This is a genomic window from Paraburkholderia sp. BR10141 (assembly GCF_056155635.1).
Genome location: NZ_JBMIQH010000006.1, coordinates 275,284 through 299,969 on the forward strand (window position 1 = coordinate 275,284; position 24,686 = coordinate 299,969).

Annotated in this window: 24 protein-coding genes; 10 read left to right on the forward strand and 14 right to left on the reverse strand. The window is 64.5% G+C overall.

Going from position 1 to position 24,686, the window contains the following annotated elements; all coding sequences use genetic code 11:
- Window positions 1-231 precede the first annotated feature (231 nt).
- Together ACOJB8_RS11585 and ACOJB8_RS11590 are read left to right on the forward strand one after the other, a co-directional pair.
- Window positions 232-1,035: a 3-hydroxybutyrate dehydrogenase gene (locus ACOJB8_RS11585; RefSeq protein ID WP_069262520.1), complete on the forward strand. Its 804-nt coding sequence runs from the start codon at window positions 232-234 to the stop codon at window positions 1,033-1,035.
- A 29-nt stretch (window positions 1,036-1,064) separates the two neighbouring features.
- Window positions 1,065-2,345, forward strand: coding sequence for a patatin-like phospholipase family protein (locus ACOJB8_RS11590; RefSeq protein ID WP_342945474.1), 1,281 nt, complete (start codon window positions 1,065-1,067; stop codon window positions 2,343-2,345).
- Window positions 2,346-2,468: 123 nt separating this feature from the next.
- On the opposite strand, the gene ACOJB8_RS11595 is transcribed toward ACOJB8_RS11590, so the two are convergent.
- On the reverse strand, window positions 2,469-3,668 hold the full coding sequence (locus ACOJB8_RS11595; RefSeq protein ID WP_069262518.1) for an amino acid aminotransferase: 1,200 nt from the start codon (window positions 3,666-3,668) through the stop codon (window positions 2,469-2,471).
- 323 nt (window positions 3,669-3,991) lie between these two features.
- On the opposite strand from ACOJB8_RS11595, the gene uvrB reads away from it, so the two are divergent.
- From uvrB to ACOJB8_RS11625, 6 genes are all read left to right on the forward strand, one after another.
- Entirely contained in the window at window positions 3,992-6,073 is a 2,082-nt protein-coding gene (gene uvrB, locus ACOJB8_RS11600; protein ID WP_069262517.1) for an excinuclease ABC subunit UvrB, read from the forward strand.
- A 318-nt stretch (window positions 6,074-6,391) separates the two neighbouring features.
- Entirely contained in the window at window positions 6,392-6,940 is a 549-nt protein-coding gene (locus ACOJB8_RS11605; RefSeq protein ID WP_069262516.1) for an iron transporter, read from the forward strand.
- 91 nt (window positions 6,941-7,031) lie between these two features.
- Window positions 7,032-7,376 carry a cupredoxin domain-containing protein gene (locus ACOJB8_RS11610; protein ID WP_141710608.1) on the forward strand — a complete coding sequence of 115 codons (345 nt, stop codon included), beginning with the start codon at window positions 7,032-7,034 and terminating at the stop codon, window positions 7,374-7,376.
- A gap of 66 nt (window positions 7,377-7,442) precedes the next feature.
- Entirely contained in the window at window positions 7,443-8,288 is an 846-nt protein-coding gene (locus ACOJB8_RS11615) for an FTR1 family protein (protein WP_368682084.1), read from the forward strand.
- Entirely contained in the window at window positions 8,285-9,712 is a 1,428-nt protein-coding gene (locus ACOJB8_RS11620) for a 4Fe-4S binding protein (RefSeq protein WP_475012621.1), read from the forward strand. The genes ACOJB8_RS11615 and ACOJB8_RS11620 overlap by 4 nt, the downstream gene beginning before the upstream one ends.
- Window positions 9,713-9,854: 142 nt before the next feature.
- Window positions 9,855-10,262, forward strand: a complete 408-nt coding sequence (locus tag ACOJB8_RS11625) for a GlcG/HbpS family heme-binding protein (RefSeq protein WP_069262512.1) — start codon at window positions 9,855-9,857, stop codon at window positions 10,260-10,262.
- A gap of 276 nt (window positions 10,263-10,538) precedes the next feature.
- Here ACOJB8_RS11625 and hemP read toward each other — a convergent pair whose 3' ends face one another.
- The 4 genes from hemP to ACOJB8_RS11645 form a co-directional block, all read right to left on the reverse strand.
- On the reverse strand, window positions 10,539-10,799 hold the full coding sequence (gene hemP / locus ACOJB8_RS11630) for a hemin uptake protein HemP (protein WP_069262511.1): 261 nt from the start codon (window positions 10,797-10,799) through the stop codon (window positions 10,539-10,541).
- A 169-nt stretch (window positions 10,800-10,968) separates the two neighbouring features.
- Complete coding sequence (locus ACOJB8_RS11635; RefSeq protein ID WP_069262922.1) at window positions 10,969-11,445, reverse strand: SRPBCC family protein; 477 nt, start codon at window positions 11,443-11,445, stop codon at window positions 10,969-10,971.
- 38 nt (window positions 11,446-11,483) lie between these two features.
- Window positions 11,484-11,882, reverse strand: a complete 399-nt coding sequence (locus tag ACOJB8_RS11640) for an OsmC family protein (RefSeq protein ID WP_069262510.1) — start codon at window positions 11,880-11,882, stop codon at window positions 11,484-11,486.
- A gap of 135 nt (window positions 11,883-12,017) precedes the next feature.
- The gene (locus ACOJB8_RS11645; protein WP_475012624.1) at window positions 12,018-12,899 is read right to left on the reverse strand and encodes a pirin family protein; all 882 of its coding nucleotides are present in this window, start codon (window positions 12,897-12,899) and stop codon (window positions 12,018-12,020) included.
- Window positions 12,900-13,020: 121 nt separating this feature from the next.
- Between ACOJB8_RS11645 and ACOJB8_RS11650 the strand changes: the two genes are divergently transcribed.
- Entirely contained in the window at window positions 13,021-14,061 is a 1,041-nt protein-coding gene (locus ACOJB8_RS11650; RefSeq protein ID WP_368604877.1) for a LysR family transcriptional regulator, read from the forward strand.
- A gap of 417 nt (window positions 14,062-14,478) precedes the next feature.
- Here ACOJB8_RS11650 and ACOJB8_RS11655 read toward each other — a convergent pair whose 3' ends face one another.
- The 9 genes from ACOJB8_RS11655 to ACOJB8_RS11695 all read right to left on the reverse strand — a co-directional run bounded on the left by ACOJB8_RS11655 (window position 14,479) and on the right by ACOJB8_RS11695 (window position 22,270).
- Complete coding sequence (locus ACOJB8_RS11655; protein ID WP_028208423.1) at window positions 14,479-14,898, reverse strand: ExbD/TolR family protein; 420 nt, start codon at window positions 14,896-14,898, stop codon at window positions 14,479-14,481.
- A gap of 18 nt (window positions 14,899-14,916) precedes the next feature.
- Window positions 14,917-15,663, reverse strand: a complete 747-nt coding sequence (locus ACOJB8_RS11660; RefSeq protein WP_368616075.1) for a MotA/TolQ/ExbB proton channel family protein — start codon at window positions 15,661-15,663, stop codon at window positions 14,917-14,919.
- Between the two features lie 47 nt (window positions 15,664-15,710).
- A complete protein-coding gene (locus ACOJB8_RS11665; protein WP_475012626.1) occupies window positions 15,711-16,442 on the reverse strand; it encodes an energy transducer TonB in 732 nt (243 codons plus the stop codon).
- Window positions 16,443-16,730: 288 nt separating this feature from the next.
- Window positions 16,731-16,985 carry a (2Fe-2S)-binding protein gene (locus tag ACOJB8_RS11670; protein ID WP_028208420.1) on the reverse strand — a complete coding sequence of 85 codons (255 nt, stop codon included), beginning with the start codon at window positions 16,983-16,985 and terminating at the stop codon, window positions 16,731-16,733.
- Window positions 16,986-17,350: 365 nt separating this feature from the next.
- Entirely contained in the window at window positions 17,351-18,211 is an 861-nt protein-coding gene (gene murI / locus ACOJB8_RS11675; RefSeq protein WP_256094518.1) for a glutamate racemase, read from the reverse strand.
- 70 nt (window positions 18,212-18,281) lie between these two features.
- Window positions 18,282-18,761 (reverse strand): bacterioferritin, encoded by a 480-nt coding sequence (gene bfr, locus ACOJB8_RS11680; RefSeq protein WP_069262505.1) that lies wholly within the window; start codon window positions 18,759-18,761, stop codon window positions 18,282-18,284.
- 201 nt (window positions 18,762-18,962) lie between these two features.
- Window positions 18,963-20,486: a fumarate hydratase gene (locus ACOJB8_RS11685; protein WP_069262504.1), complete on the reverse strand. Its 1,524-nt coding sequence runs from the start codon at window positions 20,484-20,486 to the stop codon at window positions 18,963-18,965.
- 53 nt (window positions 20,487-20,539) lie between these two features.
- The gene (locus ACOJB8_RS11690) at window positions 20,540-21,184 is read right to left on the reverse strand and encodes a TIGR00645 family protein (protein ID WP_475012629.1); all 645 of its coding nucleotides are present in this window, start codon (window positions 21,182-21,184) and stop codon (window positions 20,540-20,542) included.
- 189 nt (window positions 21,185-21,373) lie between these two features.
- Window positions 21,374-22,270, reverse strand: coding sequence for a DMT family transporter (locus ACOJB8_RS11695; RefSeq protein ID WP_342945485.1), 897 nt, complete (start codon window positions 22,268-22,270; stop codon window positions 21,374-21,376).
- Window positions 22,271-22,603: 333 nt separating this feature from the next.
- Between ACOJB8_RS11695 and acs the strand changes: the two genes are divergently transcribed.
- Window positions 22,604-24,586, forward strand: coding sequence for an acetate--CoA ligase (gene acs / locus ACOJB8_RS11700; RefSeq protein ID WP_475012631.1), 1,983 nt, complete (start codon window positions 22,604-22,606; stop codon window positions 24,584-24,586).
- The last annotated feature ends 100 nt before the right edge of the window (window positions 24,587-24,686 follow it).

Genomic DNA, 24,686 nt, shown 5'->3' on the forward strand with positions numbered 1-24,686 from the left:
ACGACTTGGCCGTTGCTGCTGAACGGCTTGCGCCGTGCGCGCCGCGCCTTGCAGTGCGGCGAAAATCTCTTTTGCCTGTCCTGCTCGATGCTTCGACGAGGCGCCTTCATGCACAATAGCCTCGTTGGCCGCGACGCAACATCCGACCGGATGGCATAAGCCATTCGTCAGGTTTGACGGCGCGCGCTCCGAGGTTTCATCCTGTCCCGTTCACTCACCTGGAGGTGCCCGATGTCGTCTCTCTCTCTGAACACGAAACTCGATGGCAAGGTCGCCGTCGTTACCGGCGCGGCCAGCGGCATTGGCAAGCAGATCGCGCTCACGCTCTCGCAGGCGGGCGCCGCGGTCGCCATCGCCGACCTGAACCAGAGCGGCGCGGATGCCGTGGCCGAAGAGATCAAGGGCGCAGGCGGCAAGGCCATCGGCGTCGCCATGGACGTCACGAGTGAAGAGGCCGTGAATCAGGGCATCGACCGCGTCGCGGCCGAACTCGGCCCGGTCGACATCCTTATCTCGAACGCCGGCATCCAGATCGTGAACCCGATCGAAAACTACGCGTTCTCCGACTGGAAGAAGATGCAGGCCATCCACGTGGACGGCGCGTTCCTCACCACCAAGGCGGTGCTCAAGCACATGTACAAGGACGACCGCGGCGGCGTCGTGATCTACATGGGTTCGGTGCACTCGCACGAAGCGTCGCCGCTCAAGTCGGCCTATGTCGCGGCCAAGCACGCGCTGCTCGGCCTCGCGCGCGTGCTCGCCAAGGAAGGCGGCAAGCACAACGTGCGCTCGCATGTGGTGTGTCCGGGCTTCGTGCGCACGCCGCTCGTGGAAAAGCAGATTCCGGAGCAGGCGAAGGAACTCGGCATCTCGGAGGAAGAAGTGGTCAAGCGCGTGATGCTCGGCGGCACGGTGGACGGCATCTTCACGACCGTCGAAGACGTCGCGCAAACCGTGCTGTTCCTCTCGGCGTTCCCGAGCGCTGCGTTTACCGGCCAGTCTTTCGTGGTGAGCCACGGCTGGTTCATGCAATAACGCAGGCATCGGGCCGAGGAGGCGCGGCAATGGCGCAACGCAAGAAGGGGCAGGTCCAGTCGAGCGCAGTCGACGACGAGGTCGGCGCGCATACCGGCGCGCGTGTCGGGAACGCACCGCAGGGGAACGCACCGCAGCCGCATGTTTCGAACTGCGGCGCGCAAGCGAAAGAATGGGAAACCATCGCGCTCACGCTGCAGGGGGGCGGTGCGCTCGGCGCGTATCAGGCCGGCGTGTACGAAGGGCTCGTCGAGGCCGGCATCGCGCCGAACTGGATCGCGGGTATCTCGATCGGCGCGCTCAATACCGCCGTCATCGCGGGCAATGCGCCCGAACATCGCGTGGCGCGGCTGCGCGAGTTCTGGGAGACGATCTGCCAGCCCGCCTTCAGCTTCCCGCTGCCGCCCTTCGTCGAGCATGCGCTCTTCAATGCAAACGCCGCCGTGCGCAAGACCTTCACGGCGATGCAGGCGGCAGGCGCGATCGTGGAGGGGCAGAAGGGCTTTTTCGTGCCGCGCTTCCCGCCGCCGCTGCCCAACGGATCGGGTTCGCCCGAAACGGCCAGCTACTACGACACGAAGCCGCTCAAGGCCACGCTGGAACGCTTGTGCGATTTCGAGCGCATCAACTCGGGCGAAACGCGCGTGTCAGTGGGCGCGGTCAACGTGGGCAGCGGCAACTTCGTCTACTTCGACAACAAGACCACGACCTTGCGTCCCGAGCATTTCATCGCCTCGGGCGCGCTGCCGCCGGGCTTCGCGGCGGTGGAGATCGACGGCGAGTACTACTGGGACGGCGGCCTGATGTCGAACACGCCGCTCTATGAGGTGATCCAGACCACACCGCGGCGCGACACGCTCGCGTTCCAGGTCGATCTCTGGAGCGCGCGCGGGCCGGTGCCCGACAACCTCATCGACGTGCAGGGGCGCGTGAAGGACATTCAGTATTCGAGCCGCACGCGTCTCGTGACCGATATCCTGCAGCGCTCGCAGCGTTACCGGCATGTGTTGCGCGAGGTTCTCGACCGCGTCGCGCCCGAGCATCGCAATGACCCGTGGGTCGCGCTGGCGGACGAGCTTTCGTGCTCGAAGAAGTACAACGTGATCCACCTCATCTACCGGCAGAAGGAATACGAGGGGCACTTCAAGGACTACCAGTTCGGCCTCTCGACCATGCATGAGCACTGGGCTAGCGGCTTGCAGGACATCCGCGCCTCGCTCGCGCAGCCGGACTGGCTCGACAAGCCGGACAACGACTCGGGCTTCGTCACGCACGATATCCATCGCGATTCGCGAGGCCACGGCAGCTGATACTTGCCGGCGGGTTTTCCGCAGTCTTCACCAAAGAAAAAGGCGTCCGTTCGAAAGAACGGACGCCTTTTTTATCGCGCCGGCAAGCCGCTGCGCAGCGGCCTGTCTTGCTGGCGAACGCGCTTACTTCAGCACTTGTGCGACTGCGCTCGCCACGACGTCGAGATTGCGCGTGTTCAGCGCGGCCACGCAGATGCGGCCCGTGCTCACGGCATAGATGCCGAACTCTTCGCGCAGGCGGTCGACTTGGGCAGCGGTCAGGCCCGAGTACGAGAACATGCCGCGCTGCACGTTGATGAAGTTGAAGTCGCGGTCCACGCCGGCGGCCGTGAGTCGCTCGACGAGGCCCGTGCGCATCGCGCGGATGCGGTTGCGCATTTCGCCGAGTTCCGCTTCCCACATGGCGCGCAGGTCGGCCGAGCCGAGCACGGCTGCGACCACCGAGCCGCCGTGCGTCGGCGGGTTCGAGTAGTTCGTGCGGATCACGCGCTTGAGTTGCGAGAGCACGCGCGCCGACTCTTCCTTGCTGGTCGTGAGGATCGACAGCGCGCCCACGCGCTCGCCGTACAGCGAGAACGACTTCGAGAACGACGACGAGACGAACACGTTGAGTTCCGAAGCGGCAAAGAGGCGCACGACTTCGCCGTCTTCCGCGATGCCGTCGCCGAAGCCTTGATAGGCGATGTCGAGGAACGGCACGAGGCCTCGGGCCTTCACGACCTCGATGACCTGCTTCCATTGGTCGATCGTGAGGTCCACGCCGGTCGGGTTGTGGCAGCACGCGTGCAGCACGACGACGGTGCCGGCGGCGTAGCCGTTCAGCGCGCTCAGCATGCCTTCGAAGTTCACGCCGTTGGTCAGCGCGTCGTAGTACGGATACGCGACGACTTCAAAACCCGCGCTTTCGAAGAGGGCGCGGTGGTTTTCCCAGCTCGGGTCGCTGATCGCGACCTTGGCGCTCGGGTTCACGCGCTTGAGGAAGTCCGCGCCGATCTTGAGTGCGCCCGTGCCGCCCAGCGCCTGCGCCGTGACGACGCGGCCCGCGGCGATCAGCGGCGAGTCGTCGCCGAGCAGCAGCTTTTGTACCGCGGCGTCGTAGGCGCCGAGGCCTTCGATCGGCAGATAGCCGCGCGGCAGACCGGCTTCCACGCGGGCCTTTTCTGCTTCGCGCACCGCGCGCAGCAGCGGAATCTTGCCTTCCTCGTTGGTGTACACGCCCACGCCGAGATTCACCTTGGTCGCGCGCGCATCGGCGTTATAGGCTTCGTTCAGACCCAGGATCGGGTCGCGGGGGGCGAGTTCGACAGCGGAAAAGAGGGACATGATCGTTCGGCTAGAGTGAAGGAAGATCGGTTGGGCCGCATGCTGCACCGGCCACGGAACTCGCTATTGTAACGAATCCTCAAGCAGGATTTCCGCGGACTTGCCATTCTCCGCGCCGTTTTGAGGGCTATTTCCGGCACGATTGGGCGATTTCTGGCGCACGCTCGCTGACGTTCACCGTCGCTGCGACGCGCGGCCCTTGCAGCGCCGCCGTTACGCCCCATCTATGGCTCCAGCCCACCTCGTCTCGCCCCAGGCTCGCCCCTCGGCAAGAGGCGGCGAGACGCTAGAATAGTTGTTTGCTCCGCGCACAGGATGCCCCCATGTCCGACCACACCGTCGCCGACGCGCCCGCGCTCGACGAGTCGAAATTCGTCCACTACGAAGGCTCGCCGTTCCAGCTCTACCAGCCGTACCCGCCGGCCGGCGACCAGCCTACGGCCATCGAAACGCTCGTGGAAGGCGTGGAAGACGGCCTCTCGTTCCAGACGCTGCTCGGCGTGACGGGCTCGGGCAAGACCTACACGATGGCGAACACCATCGCGCGCCTCGGCCGCCCGGCCATCGTGTTCGCGCCGAACAAGACGCTCGCCGCGCAGCTCTACGCCGAATTCCGCGAGTTCTTTCCGCGCAACGCCGTCGAGTACTTCGTCTCGTACTACGACTACTACCAGCCGGAAGCCTATGTGCCGCAGCGCGATCTCTTCATCGAGAAGGATTCGTCGATCAACGAGCACATCGAGCAGATGCGGCTTTCGGCCACCAAGAGCCTGATGGAGCGGCGCGACGTGGTGATCGTCGCGACGGTTTCGGCGATCTACGGTATCGGCAATCCGTCCGAATACCACCAGATGATTCTCACGCTGCGCCACGGCGACAAGCTCGGCCAGCGCGACGTCATCGCACGCCTGATCGCCATGCAATACACGCGCAACGAGCAGGACTTCCAGCGCGGCACCTTCCGCGTGCGCGGCGATACCATCGACATCTTCCCGGCGGAGCACGCCGAAATGGCCGTGCGCGTGGAACTGTTCGACGACGAAGTGGAAACGCTGCAGCTCTTCGATCCGCTCACGGGCCGCGTGCGCCAGAAGATTCCGCGCTTTACGGTGTACCCGTCGTCGCACTACGTCACGCCGCGCGAGACCGTGCTGCGCGCCGTCGAAACCATCAAGTCGGAATTGCGCGAGCGCCTCGAGTTCTTCCACACGGAAGGCAAGCTCGTGGAGGCGCAGCGCCTCGAGCAGCGCACGCGCTTCGATCTGGAAATGCTTCAGGAGCTGGGCTTCTGCAAGGGCATCGAGAACTACTCGCGGCACTTTTCGGGCGCGCTGCCCGGCGAGCCGCCGCCCACGCTCGTCGATTACCTGCCGACCGACGCCATGATGTTTCTCGACGAGTCGCACGTGCTGATCGGCCAGTTCAACGGTATGTACAACGGCGACCGCGCGCGCAAGGAGAATCTCGTCGATTACGGTTTCCGGCTGCCTTCGGCGCTCGATAACCGGCCGCTCAAGTTCAACGAGTTCGAGCGCAAGATGCGCCAGGTGGTATTCGTCTCGGCCACGCCGGCCGACTACGAGAAGAAGGTGACGGGGCAGATCGCCGAGCAGGTCGTGCGGCCCACGGGCCTCGTCGACCCGGTGATCGAAGTGCGGCCCGCATCGACGCAGGTCGACGATGTGCTCGGCGAGATCAACGAGCGCGTGGCCGCGGGCGAGCGCGTGCTGGTGACCACGCTCACCAAGCGCATGGCCGAGCAGCTCACGGAGTTCCTCGCCGACCACGGCGTAAAGGTGCGCTATCTGCACAGCGACATCGACACGGTCGAGCGCGTGGAGATCATCCGCGACCTGCGTCTGGGCACGTTCGACGTGCTCGTAGGCATCAACCTGCTGCGCGAGGGCCTCGACATTCCCGAGGTCTCGCTCGTGGCGATTCTCGACGCCGACAAGGAAGGCTTCCTGCGCGCCGAGCGCTCGCTCATCCAGACGATCGGCCGGGCCGCGCGTAACGTGAACGGCAAGGCGATCCTCTACGGCGACCGCATCACGGATTCGATGCGCCGTGCCATCGACGAAACCGAGCGCCGCCGCGCCAAGCAGATGCACTTCAATGAAGAGCACGGCATCGTGCCGCGCGGCGTCGTGAAGCGCATCAAGGACATCATCGACGGCGTCTACAACGTCGATGAAGCCCGCGCCGAACTGCGCGAGGAGCAGGAGCGCGCGAAGTTCGAGGACATGTCCGAGAAGCAGATCGCGAAGGAAATCAAGAAGCTCGAAAAGCAGATGATGGACTACGCGAAGAACCTCGAATTCGAGAAGGCCGCACAGACGCGCGACCAACTCGCCGTGCTGCGCCGGCGCGTGTTCGGGGCGAACGTGGGCGATCATCCGATCTGATGGGCGTCGAGCGGGCTATCCCCTCGGGCGGGCAGGGCGGCATGGGCGCCACCCTGCGCCTGTCTCGCCCCCAGTGTTCCTTCGATTGCCTTTCGTGTATTCCCGGCCCGGGAACCCCGCTGTAAGGCGCCCTAAGCCTGTGTTAACCAGGCGCTGCTAAAACCCTGTTCCACTGAGGCTTTTCCTGGCGCCGAATTTGTCCCTCATCTGCATCGGTGTTAAACTTCGCCATTATTGAGAATTGTTCGCATTAACTTTCTTATGTGCATGCGGCAGGCTCAGTGGGAAGTCACCCTCATATAAAAACCAGGAGTTTCGATGCGGATTCACACTCTCGTGCGCGGCACTGCCGTCATTGCGGCCGCCACGGCGGCATTTGCCGCCAACGCAGCTGAATACCCGATCGGCAAGCAGGCCATCCAGGGCGGCATGGAAATCGGCGCGGTCTATCTGCAGCCGATCACGATGGAGCCCGAAGGCATGATGCGCAAGGCATCGGATTCCGATATTCACCTCGAATCGGATATCCACGCGGTCAAGAACAACCCGACCGGTTTCGCCGAAGGCGACTGGATGCCGTATCTGCAGGTTCACTACGAACTGACGAAGCCGGGGTCGAGCTATGCGCAAAAGGGCGACCTGATGCCGATGGTCGCGAACGACGGCCCGCACTATGGCGACAACGTGAAGCTGGCCGGTCCCGGCAAGTACCACCTCAAGCTGATCGTGGACGCGCCGATGCAGACGGGCCACATGGCGTTCGGCCGTCACGTCGACAAGGAAACGGGCGTGGGCCCGTGGTTCAAGCCCATCACGCTGGAATACGATTTCCCGTTCGCGGGCATCGGCAAGAAGGGCGGCTACTAAGCCGTCGCGAAGCAGCTCGGGCGGCGGCGCGCATCGCGTGCAGCGCCGCCGCATGAATGGCAGCAAGGAGCAGGTAAAACCAATGACTGGAATGCGGAAGTTTGCGGCGCTCGCACTCAGCGCGTCGTTTGCGGTGTCGCTGGCGGGCGTGGCCACGACGGCGCACGCCGAAGATCTGCCCACGTTCAAGCTCGAAATGGCCGACGGCAAGCTCAACCCCGCGCGCATCGAAGTGCCGGCGGGCAAGCGCATCAAGATCGAGGTGCGCAATACGGGCAAGGGCGCAGCGGAGTTCGAGAGCGTTCAGCTGCGCAAGGAAAAAGTCCTGGCGCCGGGCGCGGACTCCTTCGTCGTGATCGCGCCGCTCGATCCGGGCGAGTACAAGTTTTTCGACGATTTCCATCAGCAGGCGCAGGGCGTGATCGTCGCCAAATGAGCGTCGCCAAATGGGCATTGAGAAGTCAGGCCGCCGGCGCGTATCGCCGGTAGCGGGAGGTGTTGAATGGGTCAGGTGATGTTCATCGTATGGCGGGAGAGCGTCGAGGCGCTGCTCGTCGTCGGGATTCTTTATGCGTGGCTGAAAAACGGCGACTCGGATGCGCGGCGCGGCGTGCCGTACCTGTGGGGCGGCGTGGCGCTCGGCATTCTTGCCGCCATCGGCCTCGGCGCGGCGCTGGTCGGCTTTACCGAAGTGCTGTCGGGCGATGCGCAGGACTACTTCCAGACCGGCATGGTGCTGGTGGCGTGCGTGCTGATCGTGCAAATGGTGCTGTGGATGAAGCAGCACGGCCGCACGCTCAAACGCGAGATGGAAGAGTCGCTGGAAAAGAGCACGCAGGACGCGAACTGGTGGGGCATAACGATTCTCGTCACGCTTGCCATCGCGCGTGAGGGCAGCGAGACGGTGATCTTTCTCTACGGCCTCGGCTTCGGCCAGTCGGGCCATGTGGACGCGAGTCAGTACCTCGCGGTGCTGATCGGCCTCGCGCTCGCGTTCCTCACGTTCTATCTCCTGCAGCTGGGCGGCAAGATCTTCTCGTGGCGGCACTTCTTCCGCATCACCGAGATCATGCTGCTGTTCCTCGGCGCGGGCCTGTTCCAGACCGGCGTGGACAAGCTGATCGACAAGGAAATCCTGCCGACCATCGTCGACCAGGTGTGGAACTCCTCGGCGATCCTCGACGACTCGAGCACCTTCGGCTCGCTCGTCGCGACGCTTACGGGCTACCGCGCGCATCCGGCGCTCATGAACCTGATCGCCTATGCCGTGTACTGGCTCGTGGTGTGGTTCCTCGTGCGGCGCGCCACTGGCCGCGCGGGTGCGGTTGCGAAGAGGAAGGCAGCATGAGTTGTGCATCCGCTCGCCCGACGCAGGCAACGGGTCGACCAGGCAAGCTCGCCCAGGCGGGCCAGTGGATGCAACGTAACGGCGCGGCGATCCGCGCCGTGCAGTGGGTCGTGGTCGCTGTCTACGCATTCCTGATTCTCGTGCCGGCGGCGATGCCGCTGCCCGGCGACACGGCGCACCTGTGGAACAACTTCACGCTCGCAGCGCAGTTCGTGTTCTGGGGCATCTGGTGGCCGTTCGTGCTGCTCTCGATGGTGATGCTCGGCCGCGTGTGGTGCGGCGTGCTGTGCCCCGAAGGCGCGCTCACCGAGTTCGCGAGCAAGTTCGGCCGCGGCCGCGCCATCCCGCACTGGATGCGCTGGGGCGGCTGGCCTTTCGTGGCCTTCGGTCTCACCACGATCTACGGACAGATGGTGAGCGTCTACCAGTACCCCAAGGCGGTGTTGCTGGTGCTGGGCGGATCGACGCTCGGCGCGATGGTGATCGGCTTTCTGTACGGGCGCGAGAAGCGCGTGTGGTGCAAGTATCTCTGCCCCGTGAACGGCGTTTTTGCGCTTTTGGCGCGCCTCGCGCCGTTTCGCTACAAGGTCGACGAAGACGCCTGGCGCAACTCCTACACGCACGGCGAGCACGGCGGGCATCGCGTGATTCCCGTGAACTGCGCGCCGCTCGTGCCGCTGCGCAACATGAAAGGCGCGGCGCAGTGCCACATGTGTGGCCGCTGCAGTGGCCATCGCGACGCCATCGCGCTCTCGTGGCGATCGCCGGCGCAAGAGGTGGTCGAACTCGGCGACAGCCAGGCCAGCGGGTGGGACACGGCGCTGATTCTCTACGGCCTGCTCGGCGTGGCGATCGGCGCGTTCCACTGGACCGGCTCGCCGTGGTTCATCGGCGTCAAGCAGTGGCTCGCGGGCTGGCTCATCGACCGCGACATCACCTGGCCGCTCGATACCAACGCGCCGTGGTTCCTGCTCACGCATTACCCCGCGCAGAACGACGTCTTTTCGTGGCTCGACGGCGCGATGATCGTCGGTTATATCGTCGCGACGGGGCTCGTCTATGGCACCGTGCTGCTCGCGATCCTCGCGGGCTCGACTGCCGTGCTCGGGCGTTTCGAGATGCGCCGTCTGCATCACTTCGCACAGTCGCTGATCCCGCTGGCGGGGGCCGGCGTGTTCCTCGGCCTGTCCGCCACGACGCTCTCGCTGCTGCGCGCGGAGCACGTGCCGCTCGACTGGGCCGCCGAGGTGCGCATTGCGATTCTGGTCATCACGAACCTCTGGAGCGCGTGGCTCGCGTGGCGCGTGACAGGGCGCTACAGCTCGCGGTTCTGGCAGCGCGCGCTCGCGCTCGCGGGCTTTGCGCTCGCGCTCGCCGTGGTGGACAGCGCCTGGTGGCTCATGTTCTGGGGCTGGGTGCGCTGAGCCTGTTTCGACGCTTCTTCATCTGCCGCTGATATAGGCGACATACGAAGGATCAGCGCGTCGCGGCACAAGTCTGGGTGTTACTCTCAAAACCGGGTTGGCGATTTCGCCAAATCCGGTTTTTGACTTTTCGGAGAGACGCATGCGAACGCGAGCAGTACTGACCGATGAAGACGTGATCCGGGTAGCCGAGGCAGCCGTCGCGCACGCCCGTTCGAATGAATGGCACGTGACGATCGCCATCGTCGACGATGGCGGCCATCTGCTGCATTTGCGCCGCCTCGACGGCGCAGCGCCCATCAGCGCGGAGATCGCCGTGGCCAAGGCGCGCACCGCGTCGCTGGGCCGCCGCGAGAGCAAGGTGTACGAGGACGTGATCAAGCAGGGCCGCACGGCGTTCCTGAGTGCGCCGCTCACCGGCATGCTGGAAGGCGGCGTACCCGTGAGCGTGAACGGCGATGTGATTGGCGCGGTCGGGGTCTCGGGCGTGAAGTCCGACCAGGATGCCGCCATCGCGCGCGCGGGCATCGCGGCGCTGGAGGTGGAGTAAGCCAATCCTTTGCCGCGCCGGGCGGCGCCGGAAAAAACAAAAGCCGCGGACGGATGCCGCGGCGTTTGTCCCGGGCGGCTCACGCTTCGCGCGCCGCCCCGATCTGGTATGAGAACAAAAAAATGGCGTGGCTTGCTTCGACGGCTGGCTGAAGCTTGAAGGATGTCTGCACGAAGGGGTCTAGATCTCGCGTGCAAGCCGTCGTTGCTGGCTAATGCCCCAACGCCTCTCGGTGGAGGCGGTCCCCACAATACCCGGTTGAAAACTGCGTAAAGCCTATTTCGTCAGGATCAGCTTGCCGAGCCGGGTGGCCCGCAGCTGATACGTTTCGCCGTTGTGCATGATGCTCACGTGGCTGCGGCCTTGCAGCAGCGCCGCGCTATCCAGTTTCCTCTCGTCGCTTGCCGCGGCGGCCGCCGGTTCGGCGCCCTTGCGCGGCTGGGGCTGTGTGACGGCAGGCCTGGGTCGCGCGCTGGTCAATGCCGAGCTGCCGTTGCGGCGCAAGCTAAGCGTGGAGGTGCGGTTCAGTTCGGTCATGAACGTGACGTCTTTGTCTCGATTCGATGGATGAATTCTAAATGATAATAGTTCGTATTTGCAACTACGAGATATTCATCGAAATCGAATGCCGATAGCCTGAGCCGAAGCGCGCTGAATCGGCGCTTGCCGCGTCGCACAGGGCGATAGGGCAAGCGCGGGGGGCGTCTCAGTGCAGCGCGCTGCCGTCGCCCTGCACGAACTGGCGGATGAGACGCACGGTGTCGATGTCCGACTCGCGATAGGCCGACTTCACGATTTCGGACGTCTGCCGGTCGTCCTCGGTATCGGCGGTCGGCAGCGTCGTGCGGTACTCGAAGCGCAGAAAGAGCTGTAGCGGATCGGGCTGCTCGATCGTCATCGTGAGCGAGCCGCCCACGTACTCGGCGGTTGCCATGATGTCGTAGCGCACGCTCTCGTTGGGCGTGAGCGTGACGCGATCGCGTACCGTGGCGTGGCCATAGTGCAACTCGCGCTCCATCGTGCTCTCGGTGCGCGAGAGGATCGTGCAGCTGTCGAGCCCGATCACGAAGAGCTGCGGCTGCTCGGCGCGCAGCACGAGCCCTTCCCAGAGCTGCTCACGCGTCATGGCCTCGACGAGCGGGTTCAGCGGATCGTTGATCTGGATGAGGTGTTCGAAATTCAAGGCGTCGCCTTCCTGTGTCTGTGTCCGCGCGCCGTCGCTCAAGCGACGGCGAGACCCGTGCGGATCGTGATCGTATTCGTGAGGACCTTGTGGACCGGGCAGGCGTTGGCGATCTGCAGCAGGCGCTCGCGCTGCTCGTCGGTGAGCGCGCCTTCGAGCACGATCTGGCGATCGATCTTCGTGCCTTCGCTGCCGGTTTCCATCGCGAGCTTCACACGTACGCCTTCGAGCGGCCACTCCTTGCGCTGCGCGTACATCTTCAGCGTGATGGAGGTGCAGGCGCCAAGGCTCGAGAGCAAGAGCGAGAAGGGCGACGGTCCGCGGTCGCCGCCGCCGAGCGAGGCGGGTTCGTCGGCGATCCAGGTGTGGGTGCCGTCGTCGAACTGGACCTGGTAGTTCGTCGAGCCAATGTGTGCGGTGACTGCGGGTTCGGCCATGCGCTCCTCGCGGGCGGGACGGTTAAAGAGGGACGGGCGCGCAACCTGCGATGCGCGCCCCAGAAACCTTATTGTGACGGAAACCGGGCCGCCCTGTAGCGATGCTTCGGAAGCCCGTCCCCGCGCAACCCGGTTTCAGTGAGCGATGCGCCCCATGCGCCCCGCCTGATAGTCGAGCACGGCCTGGCGGATCTCCTGCTCCGTGTTCATCACGAACGGGCCGTAGCGCACGACCGGCTCGTTCAGCGGCACGCCGCCGATCAACAGAACGCTGAGCGGCGCGCTCGCGTCGGCCGGGGCGGCGAGCGTGACGGTGTCGCCGTCGCTCGCGAAGCTCACCATCTGCTGGGCATCGATCGCTTGCGCATCGGGCCCGTACAGACCCGTGCCAGAAAGACCGTACGCAAACACGCGATAGTCGCTCGGCACCGGCTGCTCCACGCGCGCGCCGGGCGCGAGCGTGAAGTGCTGGTAGAGGATGGGTGTGCGCGTTTCGATCGCGGCCTTCACGCCCAGCGCTTCGCCGGCGATCACTTTCACCGAGACCTTGCCATCCTTCGAGCGGCCCACCGGAATCTGCTCCGTGGGCAGCTCCTGGTAGCGCGGCGCCATCATCTTGTCGCGCGCGGGCAGATTCACCCACAGCTGCAGGCCATGCATGCGGCCGCCCGTACGTGTGAATTCGGGGTCGGGCATCTCGCTGTGGATCACGCCTGCGCCGGCCGTCATCCATTGCACGTCGCCGGGGCGCAGCGTGCCCGAATGGCCCGCCGAGTCCTTGTGGCCGAAGCGGCCTTCGACCATATAGGTGACGGTCTCGAAGCCGCGGTGCGGATGGTCGGGCGCGCCCTTGGCCTCGCCGGGCGCGTAATCGACGGGGCCCATTTCGTCGAGCAGCAGGAACGGATCGAAGTCCATCAGCTGGCGGGTCGGAAACGGCCGATGGACGATGAATCCGCCACCCTCGGTGGTGCGAACCGCGGGATACACGCGTTCGATCGTACGGGTCATGGTCATGGATATCACCTCGAATTGTGGGAATTGCGTTATATGCGAAACAAACCGCTATTATAGGTAGCCAATTTGGCCTGTTTTATGGCCTCATCGCAATGGATTGTCCCATCGCTGGAACGACGACATGAAAATCGATTCGCATAATCTCAACGACCTGATGTACTTTTCGCAGGTGATCGAGCATGGCGGCTTTTCCGCTGCCGAACGCGTGCTCGGCATCTCGAAGTCGCGTCTGTCGAGGCGGGTGAGCGAACTCGAGGCCTCGCTCGGCGTGCGCCTGCTGCAGCGCTCCACGCGCAAGCTCGCGCTCACCGAAGCGGGCGAACTCTTTTACCAGCATTGCCGCTCGATGCTCGCGGAAGCGCAGGCCGCGGTGAACGTCGTTCAGTCGCTGCGGTCGTCGCCGCGCGGCACGGTGCGCGTGAGCGTGCCCGTCACGCTTTCGCAAACGATCTTTTCGCAGGTCATTCCGGAATTCATGCATCGCTACCCCGAAGTGCGGGTAGTGATGCGCGTGACGAACCGCGTGATCGACCTGTTCGAAGACTCCGTGGATATTGCGCTGCGCGTGCGCTCGGAGCCGCCGCAGAACGCCAATATCGTGGTGCGTCCGCTGTGGCGCACCGAGCAGATGCTGGTGGGCGCGCCGAGCCTGCTCGCGCAGAACGCGCCGCCGCTCACGCCGGAAGACCTCGCGCGCTTCGAAACGCTCGATACGCCCACGGGCGACGGCCGCCACGTGTTTCAGCTCATCGCACCCGACGGCACGCGCCACTCGCACGAACACGAGCCGCGCCTCATCACCGCGGACCTCACGACGATCCGTGAAGCGGCGCTCGAAGGCCTCGGCATCGCGGCATTGCCGGAGATGATGTACGGCGCCGCGCTGCGCTCGGGCAAGCTTTCACCGGTGATGCCGGGCTGGACGCTGCCGGTGCCGCAGCTCTATGCGGTATTTCTCTCGCGCCAGGGCATGGTTCCGGCCGTGCGTGCCTTCGTCGATTACCTCGTCGAAGTGCTCGATGCCGATAAGGGCTTGCAGCAGGAATGTCCGCTGAAAAGCGACATCGCCGCGCTTGCGCCGAAAGCGCAAGGGCAGAGTGCACCCGCCGGGCAGGTTGGGCTCTCGCGCACAAAGAGCGCGAGCAAGATCGAAACTGCATGAAGCTTTGCGAACGTGCAGGCACGTGCGCTTGTATGAAACTTGAGTTTTCACGCAGTGCATTTGTGCGCAACGTATAGCGCCATTTGTTTTTAGGCATTCAAGCGTGAGCGGCCATCGCTACTTTCAATGGCCTGGCTCTTGAAGGTGCGAAGCGAGAGGAATATATTGAAGTCCTTCTCGCCAAGCACCGGTCTTGAGCGGGAATTGATGGCCGCTATCATAGTGGGCCTTCAGGGCCGAAAGCGCAGTCCGTGTTGCCCACGGCAGTCGCATGTGCCGGCGTGAACCGATCGATTGTCGGGGAGTCGCCGCCACCGCCCGAATGCGCCGCGTGCGCACGAAAAAAGGCCTTCATCTGACGATGAAGGCCTTTTACTTTGTACCGCTCAATTTTGCGCGTTGCGTGCAGTGACGCGATCAGTGATGCGCAGGGTCGGTGACGAAGCCGAGCTTCGTGAGGCCGCCGCTTTGCGCGGCAGACATCACTTGGGCCACGCGTTCGTATTGCACCTTGCGGTCCGCGTTCAGATGCAGTTCCGGTTGCGGCGTGGTTTGCGCCGCGGCTGCGATCTTCTGGTTCAGCGCCGCGTCGTCGACCTGCGTGCCGTCCCACAGCACGGTACCGTCCGCTTCGATCGAGATGTTGATCTGCGCGGGCTTCGCGTCTTCCTTCTGGCTGCTCGCATGCGGCAGGTCGATCTTCACGGCGTGACGGATCACCGGAATCGTCACCATGAAAACGATCAGGAGAACCAACATGACGTCGACGAGCGGCGTCATGTTGATTTCGTTCATCAGGCCATCGTCGTCGTCGCTGGCAAAGGGGCTCATCGCCATGATGCTTGCCTCCGCTCTTTAGTGGCTGCGCGCAGCGACACGCAGGTTGCTCGCGTTGCCTTCCTTCGCGCCGCCGCGTGCGGTCGAGGTGAGGCGCGCGCCCGTCACGAAGAAGGCATGCAGGCCGTGCGCGAAGCGGTTGAGCTTCGTGACGATCGCCTTGTTGGCGCGGGTGAGGGCGTTGTAGCCGAGCACGGCGGGAATCGCGACAAAGAGGCCGAAGGCGGTCATGATGAGCGCTTCGCCAACGGGGCCCGCCACGGCGTCGATCGAGGTTTGACCCGTTGCACCGATCGTAAGCAGTGCGTGATAGATGCCCCACACCGTGCCGAACAGGCCGACGAACGGCGCCGTGCTGCCGATCGAGGCGAGAATGGCGAGCCCGCTTTGCATCTTCGCGACCGACTCGTCCATCGTGTCCTTGAGGCACCGCGTGACCCAGTCCGACACGTCCATGCGGTCGTGCAGATGCGGCTGGGTCTGGTGATGGTGGTCGGCGGCTTCCTGGCCCGACAGCGCAAGTGCGAGGAACGGGTTGTCTTCACGCGAGCCGCTGCCGAGCTTCTTCACACCGTCGGCGAGATCGTCCGAATGCCAGAACTGCTGCTCGGCGTTCTTCGTGAGGCGTTTCAGGCGCGCGACATTCCAGCCTTTCACGACGATCACGCACCACGACAGCACGGACATGATCAACAGCGCGAGCGCGATGCCGCGTGTCACGAAATCCCCTTGCGCCCACACGTGGGCGATACCGTAGTTCTGCATTCCTGATCCTCTTTATTCAATTCATGAAAGCGTGTGACTTCAGCCCGTCAATTGTTCAGGCTGAACTCGAATGGTTGCGTGTAGGCCGCGCGGACGGCTTCGCCGTTTTCCAGGTACGGCTTGCACGAGCTTTGGCGCATCGCGTCGAGCGCGGCGTCATCGAGGCGGGTGGAGCCGCTCGACTTCTTCAGCTCGATGTTCTCGATCTTGCCCGTGAGTCCCACGACGAAGTGCACGAATGCCGTGCCGGTTTCGCCGCGCCGGCGCGAGAGCGTCGGATAGTCGGGCTGCACGATGCGGCAGTCGAGGTGCGAGACGTTCTTCGGCGCCGAGAGCGCCATGGTCGGCTTGGCGTCGGTGGCCGCCGCGGCTTGCGGTGCCGGTGCGGGCGGCGTGGGAGCCGGCGGCGTGGGTGCCGTGGGCGCGGCCGATTCGATCGCGTGCTGCGAGGGCGTTTCGGCCACGGGCAGCGGTGTTGGCTTGGGCTTGGGCTGAACTTTCGGCTTCTCGCGCGTCACGTGCGGGACCGGCTTGGGCGGAGGCGGCGTGGGCGTGGACTGAATCGCAGCGGGGGCGGCTACCGGCTCGGGCTTGAGCAGTTCGGCCATCATCGTCTGCGACTGGAGCGCGACGGGCGTCACGGGTTCGCGCTTCATCAGCACGACGGCGATGAGCGCGGCGTGCAGCGCGACCACGATCGCGCTCGCGGTGACGACACGGCGGTTGACGCGAACGGAGGGAGACGGCAGCGTGCCAGCGGTGGTTTGGAAAGCCTGCATGTTTAGCGTGGCTGCCATGCGGACGACGGCGCGCAGGCAAACCTACGCGTCGTGTCGGGCAGCTTTATTTGCGAAAGATCAACAGCGAGATGCACAACGTCGTTACGAATCCGAGCAGCAATTCCATCACGACCTCCTTTGAGGGGTACGAGCGGTAGCTGGCTGGTCGGGAGACGGGCTTGCTGTCGGCGGCGATTTGACGTCCGCGGCGCGTGGCGCCTGAGGCGCCGCCGGCTAAACGGGCGGACGGGGCGGGCGCGCATCGGTGGCCGGATGCGCGCCATGGCTTCAGGCAGCCTTGCGCTCGTAAAACGTGAGCGGAACCGCATGGGGGACCACGGCGGGGTGCGCCGGTTGCGTGACCCCGCAGCGGCTCGCACAGACACCGCTTTGCGCCATCACGTCACGAACGGATTCTTCGCACTTGCCGCAGCAGGTCGCGACGCCGAGCTCGAACTGCAGCTCGTCGAAAGAATCCATGCCTTCCTGAATGGAGGCGCGGATCGTCCGGTCGGAGACGGATTTGCAAACGCAGACAATCATGATGGACCGCAATAGAGAGAGTTAATGCGAATTATTATCATTATGTTTGCTGGGTTTGGCAAGCGCGTAGGCGGATTTTTTGTAACAAAACCGGATGCTTAGCAGGGGTTTTGCTTTGCGTCAGGAAAAGGCAAGCCTTGTAGAGCGCTCGTCAAGGCGTTTGACGGGCCGGCTAGCGGTTAGCCGTTGCGTGACTGTCAGCAGGATTGAGCATTGCCGCGGGAGCCCACCAGGAGACTCCTGGCAGGAGCCAGGCGGAACGAGGCGAGTGAGTCGGATAGGCGGAAACGGGGTTGAAACGCGCTCTTCCGGGCGAGGCGCGAATCGCGAACTTCGTATCACGCGCGGTGTGTGGCGCCGGTGCGTCAGGCGGCGTTCGCTTCCAGTTCCCGCGAGCGGCGCGAGGGGATGACTACGCGCTCGACAGGGGCGTCGAGACCCAGCAGCGCGGCCGCCAGTTCGTGCAGGTGCGCACCGTCGCTCGTCGAGCAGAAGCGAATCTCATCGCCGCCCGCGCCGGCAGGCTCGCCGCTAGCGCGCAGGCCGTGCTGGTCGAGCACGCGTTCGAGCTGCCGCGCGATGGCGACGCTCGTGTCGACGAGCGTCATCCGTTCCCCGACGATCGAGCGGATCGCCGTGTCGAGAAACGGGTAGTGCGTGCAGCCGAGCACGAGCGTGTCCGCGCCCGCGTCGAGCATGGGCTCGACGTATGCGCGCAGTAGCGCGAGCAAGTCGGCCGAACCGATGTCGCAGCGCTCCACGGCCTCCACGAGGCCATGGCCCGGCTGGCACAGCACGCGCAGGTCGGCTGCGTGGCGCTCCACGAGCGCCTGAAAGCGCGCGCTGCGCAGCGTGACCTGGGTGGCGAGCACGCCCGCTACGCGCGATTTCGAAACCAGCGCCGCCGGTTTGATCCCCGGCTCAACCCCGATGAGCGGGATGGAGAGCCGCTCGCGCACGAGCGCGATGGACTGCGCTGTAGCCGTGTTGCAGGCCACCACCAGCGCCTTCGCGCCCTGCGCCACGAGCCATTCGCAGATCGCGAGCGTGCGGTCGGCGATGAAGTCGTCGTCGCGCTGGCCGTAGGGGGCGTAGCGCGAGTCGGCGGCATACACTAGCCGCTCGGCGGGCAGTAGCGCACGCACGGCGCGCAGCACCGACAGGCCGCCGAGGCCAGAGTCGAAGATGCCGATGGGCGCAGCGCTGGATGAGGCCGGAAGGTTCACGGGGATGGGCGCAATAGGGTTGAGGCGCACCCGCAAGGCGGACGGATGCGCGCGGGCGCGAGGCGCGCGATCAGGATTCTACCGAACCCATGGCCGACTGCTGGTAATTCTGGATGCCGATCTTGCCGATGAGGTCGATCTGCGTTTCGAGCCAGTCGATGTGCTCTTCGGTGTCTTCGAGAATCGTCACGAAAATCTCTCGCGAAACGAAGTCGCGCACCGATTCGCAATAAACAATGGCTTCCTTGCAGGTGGACTGGGAAATCTGTTCGAGCTTCAAATCGCACTCGAGAATTTCCCTGGTTTCTTCGCCAATCAACAACTTATGCAGGTCCTGGAGGTTCGGCAGACCGTCGAGCATGAAAATACGCTCGATGAGCATATCGGCATGTTTCATTTCGCCGATCGATTCGTCATATTCATGCTTGCCGAGTTTCTCGAGGCCCCAGTGCTTGTACATGCGGGCATGCAGGAAATACTGATTGATAGCCGTGAGCTCGTTCTTGAGCTGCGCGTTCAGATATTCGATGACCTTCTTGTCGCCTTGCATAGTCTTTCCTTTCTTTGTGGGGCGGTGACTGGTTTCCAACAATAAACGCTCAATACACAAAAGCCAAGGCCGAATCCACATTGAATTGCGGTGTATATCGGTGATTTACTCAGTGCTGGGAACTAATCTCAGTACGCCTCGCGTGATGCAAAAAAAACCGGGGCGCGCGGCCCCGGTTTTTAAACAGGCATCAGGCAGACATCAAACCGTGGCGACCGGAATCTTGCCGATCTTCGCCTGCCATTCGGCGGGGCCGGTCTTGTGGACCGAGGTGCCCGACGAATCCACGGCGACCGTCACCGGCATGTCCTGGACGTCGAACTCGTAGATGGCTTCCATGCCGAGGTCTTCGAACGCGAGGACCTTCGAGCCGCGGATCGCCTTCGACACGAGGTAAGCCGCGCCGCCCACCGCCATCAGGTAAGCCGCCTTGTGCTTCTTGATCGCCTCGATGGCGACCGGGCCGCGCTCGGCCTTCCCGACCATCGAAATGAGGCCCGTTTGCGAGAGCATCAGCTCCGTGAACTTGTCCATGCGCGTGGCCGTGGTGGGACCTGCCGGGCCGACCACTTCGTCGCGCACCGGATCGACCGGGCCGACGTAGTAAATCACACGGTTCTTGAAGTCCACCGGCAGCTTCTCGCCTTTCGCGAGCATGTCGGCGATGCGCTTGTGCGCCGCGTCGCGGCCCGTGAGCATCTTGCCCGAGAGCAGGAGCGTCTGGCCCGGCTTCCACGAAGCGACTTCTTCCGGCGTGAGCGTGTTGAGGTCGACGCGCTTGCTCGTTTCCGTGTTCGGTTCCCAGTTGACCTTCGGCCATGCGTCGAGCGAGGGCGCTTCGAGCTTTGCCGGGCCCGAGCCGTCGAGCACGAAGTGCGCGTGGCGCGTGGCGGCGCAGTTCGGGATCATCGCGACGGGCTTCGAAGCCGCGTGCGTGGCCGTGGCCATGATCTTGACGTCGAGCACGGTGGCGAGACCGCCCAGGCCCTGGGCGCCGATGCCGAGCGCGTTGACCTTCTCGTGCAGTTCCACGCGCAGCTCTTCGATCCAGTCCTTCGGGCCGCGCTTGATGATGTCCTGGATGTCGATGGATTCCATGAGCGATTCCTTCGCCATCAGCATCGCCTTTTCGGCGGTGCCGCCGATGCCGATGCCGAGCATGCCCGGCGGGCACCAGCCCGCGCCCATCGTCGGCACGGTCTTGAGCACCCAGTCGACGATCGAGTCGGAGGGGTTCAGCATCACGAACTTCGACTTGTTCTCCGAGCCGCCGCCCTTGGCTGCGACCTGCACGTCGACCTTGTCGCCCGGCACGATCTCGTAGTGGATCACGGCCGGCGTGTTGTCCTTCGTGTTCTTGCGGCCGCCTTCGGGCGGGCTCACGATCGAGGCGCGCAGCACGTTGTCCGGGTTCAGGTAACCGCGGCGCACGCCTTCGTTGATCATGTCGGTCACGCCCATCGTGGCGCCGTCCCAACGCACGTCCATGCCGACCTTCACAAAGATCGTGACGATGCCGGTGTCCTGGCAGATCGGGCGACGGCCCTCGGCGCACATGCGGCTGTTGGTGAGGATCTGCGCGATCGCGTCCTTCGCGGCCGGGCTCTCTTCGAGTTCGTAGGCGCGGCCGAGCGCCTCGATGTAGTCCTGCGGATGGTAGTAGCTGATGTATTGCAGCGAATCCGCAATGCTCTGGATGAGGTCTTCCTGTTTGATGACGGTCATGGCTAGCTTCTGTGGGGACGGGTGTTTTGAATCATGTCTGCCGTGTGCGCGGTTCAGTCGGACTCGGCGTGCTCGGGAACCGCTCGACGCGCAGCGGCGTGCCCGCCTGGCGCTGGATGGCGCGCGGCGAGCTCCTGATAGTGTTCGGGGTGCGTATGCGTGGTGATGCGGTCGATCCACGCCATCACTAGCGCGGAGGCGAGGAACGCCACGTGGATGATCACCTGCCACATCACCGTATGCGCCGAAGCGGCGTCCGGATTGATGAAGGTCTTGAGCAGGTGGATCGACGAAATGCTGATGAGCGCCATGGCGAGCTTCACCTTGAGCACGCCGGCGTTCACGTGGTCGAGCCATTCGGGCTCGTCGGGATGGCCTTCGAGATTCAGGCGCGAGACGAAGGTCTCGCAGCCGCCCACGATCACCATGATGAGCAGGTTCGAGATCATCACCACGTCGATCAGGCCGAGCACGGCCAGCATGATGCTCGTTTCGTCGAGCGTGGTGGCGTGGCTCACGAGGTGCCAGACCTCCTTGAGGAACAGCACGCAGTACACGGCTTGCGCGACGATCAGGCCCAGGTAGAGCGGCACCTGCAGCCAGCGGCTCATGAAGATGATGCTGGGCAACGGACGCATGCGGCGACGGGCTTTACCCGGGGCGGCGGCGGAAGGCGGCTGGGGGCGTGCGGCGGACATGGGCAATCACGATGGCGAATTCGGGCGGGGCTGCCTAAGCGGGGCTGCTCAAGCGGGGCCGTCTGGTTAGGGCCAGAAGGCGCGCGCGAGGGGCCGGGCGGGCGCTATTGTACAGCGTCGCAGGAAGGGCTCGCCGGGATTGCGGCAGCGCCGCCCGCGCCCGATACTTTCAATCGCATTACGGAATGGTCACGAGGCCACCGGCGGCAGGCGCCTGATCTTGAGGCTCGCGAGGCCGATGCCGACCACCACGCAGGCGAGGGCTATGCCGTGCGCGGGCGTGGGGCGCTCGCCGAGAAACGCGATGCCGTACACGGCTGCCGCGACCGGCAGCACGGCCGTGAACACGCCGGCGATGCTGCCCGGCACATGGCGTATGCCCATCATCCAGAGACAGAACGAGAACACGCTTGCCGAAAGCCCGTACCAGAGCGCCAGCCACCAGATGCCCGAAGGGACGCTCGCGAAATCGAACGACAGTGCGCCCCGCAGACCCACGGGCAGCATCAGCAAAAGCCCGAACAGGTGTGTGTACGCGCAGATGTCGAGCGGCGCGAGCGTTTGGGTGAGCCGGCGCGACAGGATCACATAGAGCGATTCGCAGCACACCGCGCCGAGCACCATCAGGTTGCCGATCAACGAGCTGGCGCCGGTGTCGCCACCGCCGCCCACGTGCGCGAAATTGATGACCGCGATGCCCGCAATGGCGAGCACGATGGAGGCGAGTGCGCGTGCGTCGGGGCGCTCGCGCAGGAAAAGCCAGGAGAAGAGGGCGACCACGGCGGGGATCGTGCTCGTGATGACGCCGGCCGCGACCGCGCTCGTGCGATGCACGCCGCCGAGCATCAGCAGCGTAAACCCGAATGTCCCAAACAGCGCCTGGAGGAACAGATTGATCCATTCGCCGCGCTTCACCTGTTGCATTTTGGAGCGACGCAAGAGCGGGCCCAGTACCGCGAGCGCGATCACGAAGCGCAGCAGCGCGAAGAGGGGAACGGGAATGAAGGCGACAATCGATTTGCCGATGCCGACGTTGCTGCCCACGAGCAGCATCGAGGCAATGAGAAATAGGGAATAGCGATTCAAGCTGGAATCCGGGTGCGCAGTTCAGTTAGCATTCTAAATGTCTGCTTACTTGCGTGCCATGGCGCGCCGCTGCATGGTCTGCATGGGCGCGTAAGTGGCTGGTAAGTTGCTACGCTTAATCTTGCCGGCATGGGTAGTTTGCGAAGATCGCGCACGATCGTGCCTGTATCGCGCGCCCATGCATGCCGGATGCCACAATGGCGGCTCCCGGCGCAAGCCAATAGCGCCGTGCCCGCATGCGGGCGGCGGCGCACGGAGACGGCGCGCACGGGCATTGAAGATGCTCATGCGTGTCCACGAGTTTGACGTTTCATCTTCACCAAGGGGTTGTCGATGTCTGCGATTGAATCGGTTCTTCAGGAACGCCGCGTCTTTGCGCCTTCCGAGCAAACGGTGGCTGGCGCCACGGTGTCCGGCATGGACGCATACAAGGCGCTCGTCGCCGAAGCCGAACGCGATTACGAAGGCTTCTGGGCGCGCCTCGCGCGCGAAACCCTGAGCTGGCAAAAGCCCTTCACGAAGGTGCTCGACGAATCGAAGGCGCCGTTCTACACGTGGTTCGAAGACGGCGAACTCAATGCCTCATACAACAGCCTCGACCGCCACGTCGAAGCGGGCAATGGCGAGCGCGTCGCGATCGTCTTCGAAGCCGACGACGGCACCGTCACGAACGTCACCTACAAGGATCTGCTCGCGCGCGTGTCGCGTTTGGCCAATGCGCTGAAGAAACGCGGCGTGAAGAAGGGCGACCGCGTGGTCATCTACATGCCGATGTCGGTGGAAGGCGTGGTCGCGATGCAGGCTTGTGCACGCATTGGCGCGACGCACTCGGTCGTGTTCGGCGGCTTCTCGTCGAAGTCGCTCAACGAACGCATGGTCGACGTGGGCGCGGTCGCGCTCATCACCGCCGACGAACAGATGCGCGGCGGCAAGGCCCTGCCGCTGAAGAACATCGCCGACGAAGCGCTCGCCATGGGCGGCTGCGAAGCGGTGCACAGCGTGATCGTCTACAAGCGCACGGGCGGCAAGGTCGCGTGGCACGAAGGCCGCGACCAGTGGATGCACGAGCTTTCGGCGGCCGAGAGCGACACGTGCGCGCCGGTGCCGGTGGGCGCGGAACATCCGCTCTTCATCCTCTATACGTCGGGCTCGACGGGCAAACCGAAGGGCGTGCAGCACAGTACGGGCGGCTACCTGCTGTGGGCCGCGCAAACGATGAAGTGGACTTTCGATCACAAGCCCTCGGACGTGTTCTGGTGCACGGCCGACATCGGCTGGATCACGGGCCACAGCTACATCGCCTATGGCCCGCTCACGATCGGCGCGACCCAGGTCGTGTTCGAAGGCGTGCCCACGTACCCCAACGCCGGCCGCTTCTGGGACATGATCGCCAAGCACAAGGTCACGGTGTTCTACACCGCGCCCACGGCAATCCGCTCGCTCATCAAGGCATCCGAAGCCGACGCGAAGGTGCACCCGAAGAGCTATGACCTTTCTTCGCTGCGCATTCTCGGCACGGTCGGCGAGCCGATCAATCCCGAAGCGTGGATGTGGTACTACGAAAACGTGGGCGCCAAGCGCTGCCCGATCGTCGACACGTGGTGGCAAACCGAAACCGGCGGCCACATGATCACGCCGCTGCCGGGCGCGACGCCGCTCGTGCCGGGTTCGTGCACGCTGCCGCTACCGGGCATCATGGCCGCGATCGTCGACGAAACCGGCCAGGACGTGCCGAACGGGCAGGGTGGCATTCTCGTCGTGAAGCGTCCGTGGCCCGCGATGATCCGCAACGTCTGGGGACAACCCGAGCGCTACAAGTCGGGCTACTTCCCCGAGGAACTCGGCGGCAAGCTGTATCTGGCCGGCGACGGCAGCGTGCGCGACAAGGACACGGGCTACTTCACGATCATGGGCCGTATCGACGACGTGCTGAACGTCTCGGGCCACCGCCTCGGCACGATGGAGATCGAGTCGGCGCTGGTCGCGAACCCGCTCGTGGCCGAAGCCGCCGTGGTGGGCCGCCCCGACGACACCACCGGCGAAGCCGTGGTGGCGTTCGTGGTGCTCAAGGCCACGCGTCCGCAGGGCGACGAGGCCGTGAAGCTCGCCAACGATCTGCGCGCCTGGGTGGGCAAGGAGATCGGGCCGATCGCCAAGCCCCGCGACATCCGCTTCGGCGAGAACCTGCCGAAGACGCGCTCGGGCAAGATCATGCGCCGTCTGCTGCGCTCGCTTGCGAAGGGCGAGGCGATCACGCAGGACGTCTCCACGCTGGAAAACCCGGCGATTCTGGACCAGCTCGGCGAATCGCTCTAAACGCCGAGGCTCGCGCGGCGCCTTGCCTGGCGCCGCGCGCCGCATCGATCCCCGCATTGCCCCCGATTGCCGGCCCTACGCGTTTTTGCTACACAGGCGC

Bases quoted from the DNA above. Each gene is read 5' to 3' on its own strand.
- ACOJB8_RS11585 (WP_069262520.1), top strand. From the start codon at position 232: ATGTCGTCTCTCTCTCTGAACACGAAACTCGATGGCAAGGTCGCCGTC.
- ACOJB8_RS11590 (WP_342945474.1), top strand. From the start codon at position 1,065: ATGGCGCAACGCAAGAAGGGGCAGGTCCAGTCGAGCGCAGTCGACGAC.
- ACOJB8_RS11595 (WP_069262518.1), bottom strand. From the start codon at position 3,668: ATGTCCCTCTTTTCCGCTGTCGAACTCGCCCCCCGCGACCCGATCCTG.
- uvrB (WP_069262517.1), top strand. From the start codon at position 3,992: ATGTCCGACCACACCGTCGCCGACGCGCCCGCGCTCGACGAGTCGAAA.
- ACOJB8_RS11605 (WP_069262516.1), top strand. From the start codon at position 6,392: ATGCGGATTCACACTCTCGTGCGCGGCACTGCCGTCATTGCGGCCGCC.
- ACOJB8_RS11610 (WP_141710608.1), top strand. From the start codon at position 7,032: ATGCGGAAGTTTGCGGCGCTCGCACTCAGCGCGTCGTTTGCGGTGTCG.
- ACOJB8_RS11615 (WP_368682084.1), top strand. From the start codon at position 7,443: ATGGGTCAGGTGATGTTCATCGTATGGCGGGAGAGCGTCGAGGCGCTG.
- ACOJB8_RS11620 (WP_475012621.1), top strand. From the start codon at position 8,285: ATGAGTTGTGCATCCGCTCGCCCGACGCAGGCAACGGGTCGACCAGGC.
- ACOJB8_RS11625 (WP_069262512.1), top strand. From the start codon at position 9,855: ATGCGAACGCGAGCAGTACTGACCGATGAAGACGTGATCCGGGTAGCC.
- hemP (WP_069262511.1), bottom strand. From the start codon at position 10,799: ATGACCGAACTGAACCGCACCTCCACGCTTAGCTTGCGCCGCAACGGC.
- ACOJB8_RS11640 (WP_069262510.1), bottom strand. From the start codon at position 11,882: ATGGCCGAACCCGCAGTCACCGCACACATTGGCTCGACGAACTACCAG.
- ACOJB8_RS11645 (WP_475012624.1), bottom strand. From the start codon at position 12,899: ATGACCATGACCCGTACGATCGAACGCGTGTATCCCGCGGTTCGCACC.
- ACOJB8_RS11650 (WP_368604877.1), top strand. From the start codon at position 13,021: ATGAAAATCGATTCGCATAATCTCAACGACCTGATGTACTTTTCGCAG.
- ACOJB8_RS11655 (WP_028208423.1), bottom strand. From the start codon at position 14,898: ATGGCGATGAGCCCCTTTGCCAGCGACGACGACGATGGCCTGATGAAC.
- ACOJB8_RS11660 (WP_368616075.1), bottom strand. From the start codon at position 15,663: ATGCAGAACTACGGTATCGCCCACGTGTGGGCGCAAGGGGATTTCGTG.
- ACOJB8_RS11665 (WP_475012626.1), bottom strand. From the start codon at position 16,442: ATGCAGGCTTTCCAAACCACCGCTGGCACGCTGCCGTCTCCCTCCGTT.
- ACOJB8_RS11670 (WP_028208420.1), bottom strand. From the start codon at position 16,985: ATGATTGTCTGCGTTTGCAAATCCGTCTCCGACCGGACGATCCGCGCC.
- bfr (WP_069262505.1), bottom strand. From the start codon at position 18,761: ATGCAAGGCGACAAGAAGGTCATCGAATATCTGAACGCGCAGCTCAAG.
- ACOJB8_RS11685 (WP_069262504.1), bottom strand. From the start codon at position 20,486: ATGACCGTCATCAAACAGGAAGACCTCATCCAGAGCATTGCGGATTCG.
- ACOJB8_RS11690 (WP_475012629.1), bottom strand. From the start codon at position 21,184: ATGTCCGCCGCACGCCCCCAGCCGCCTTCCGCCGCCGCCCCGGGTAAA.
- acs (WP_475012631.1), top strand. From the start codon at position 22,604: ATGTCTGCGATTGAATCGGTTCTTCAGGAACGCCGCGTCTTTGCGCCT.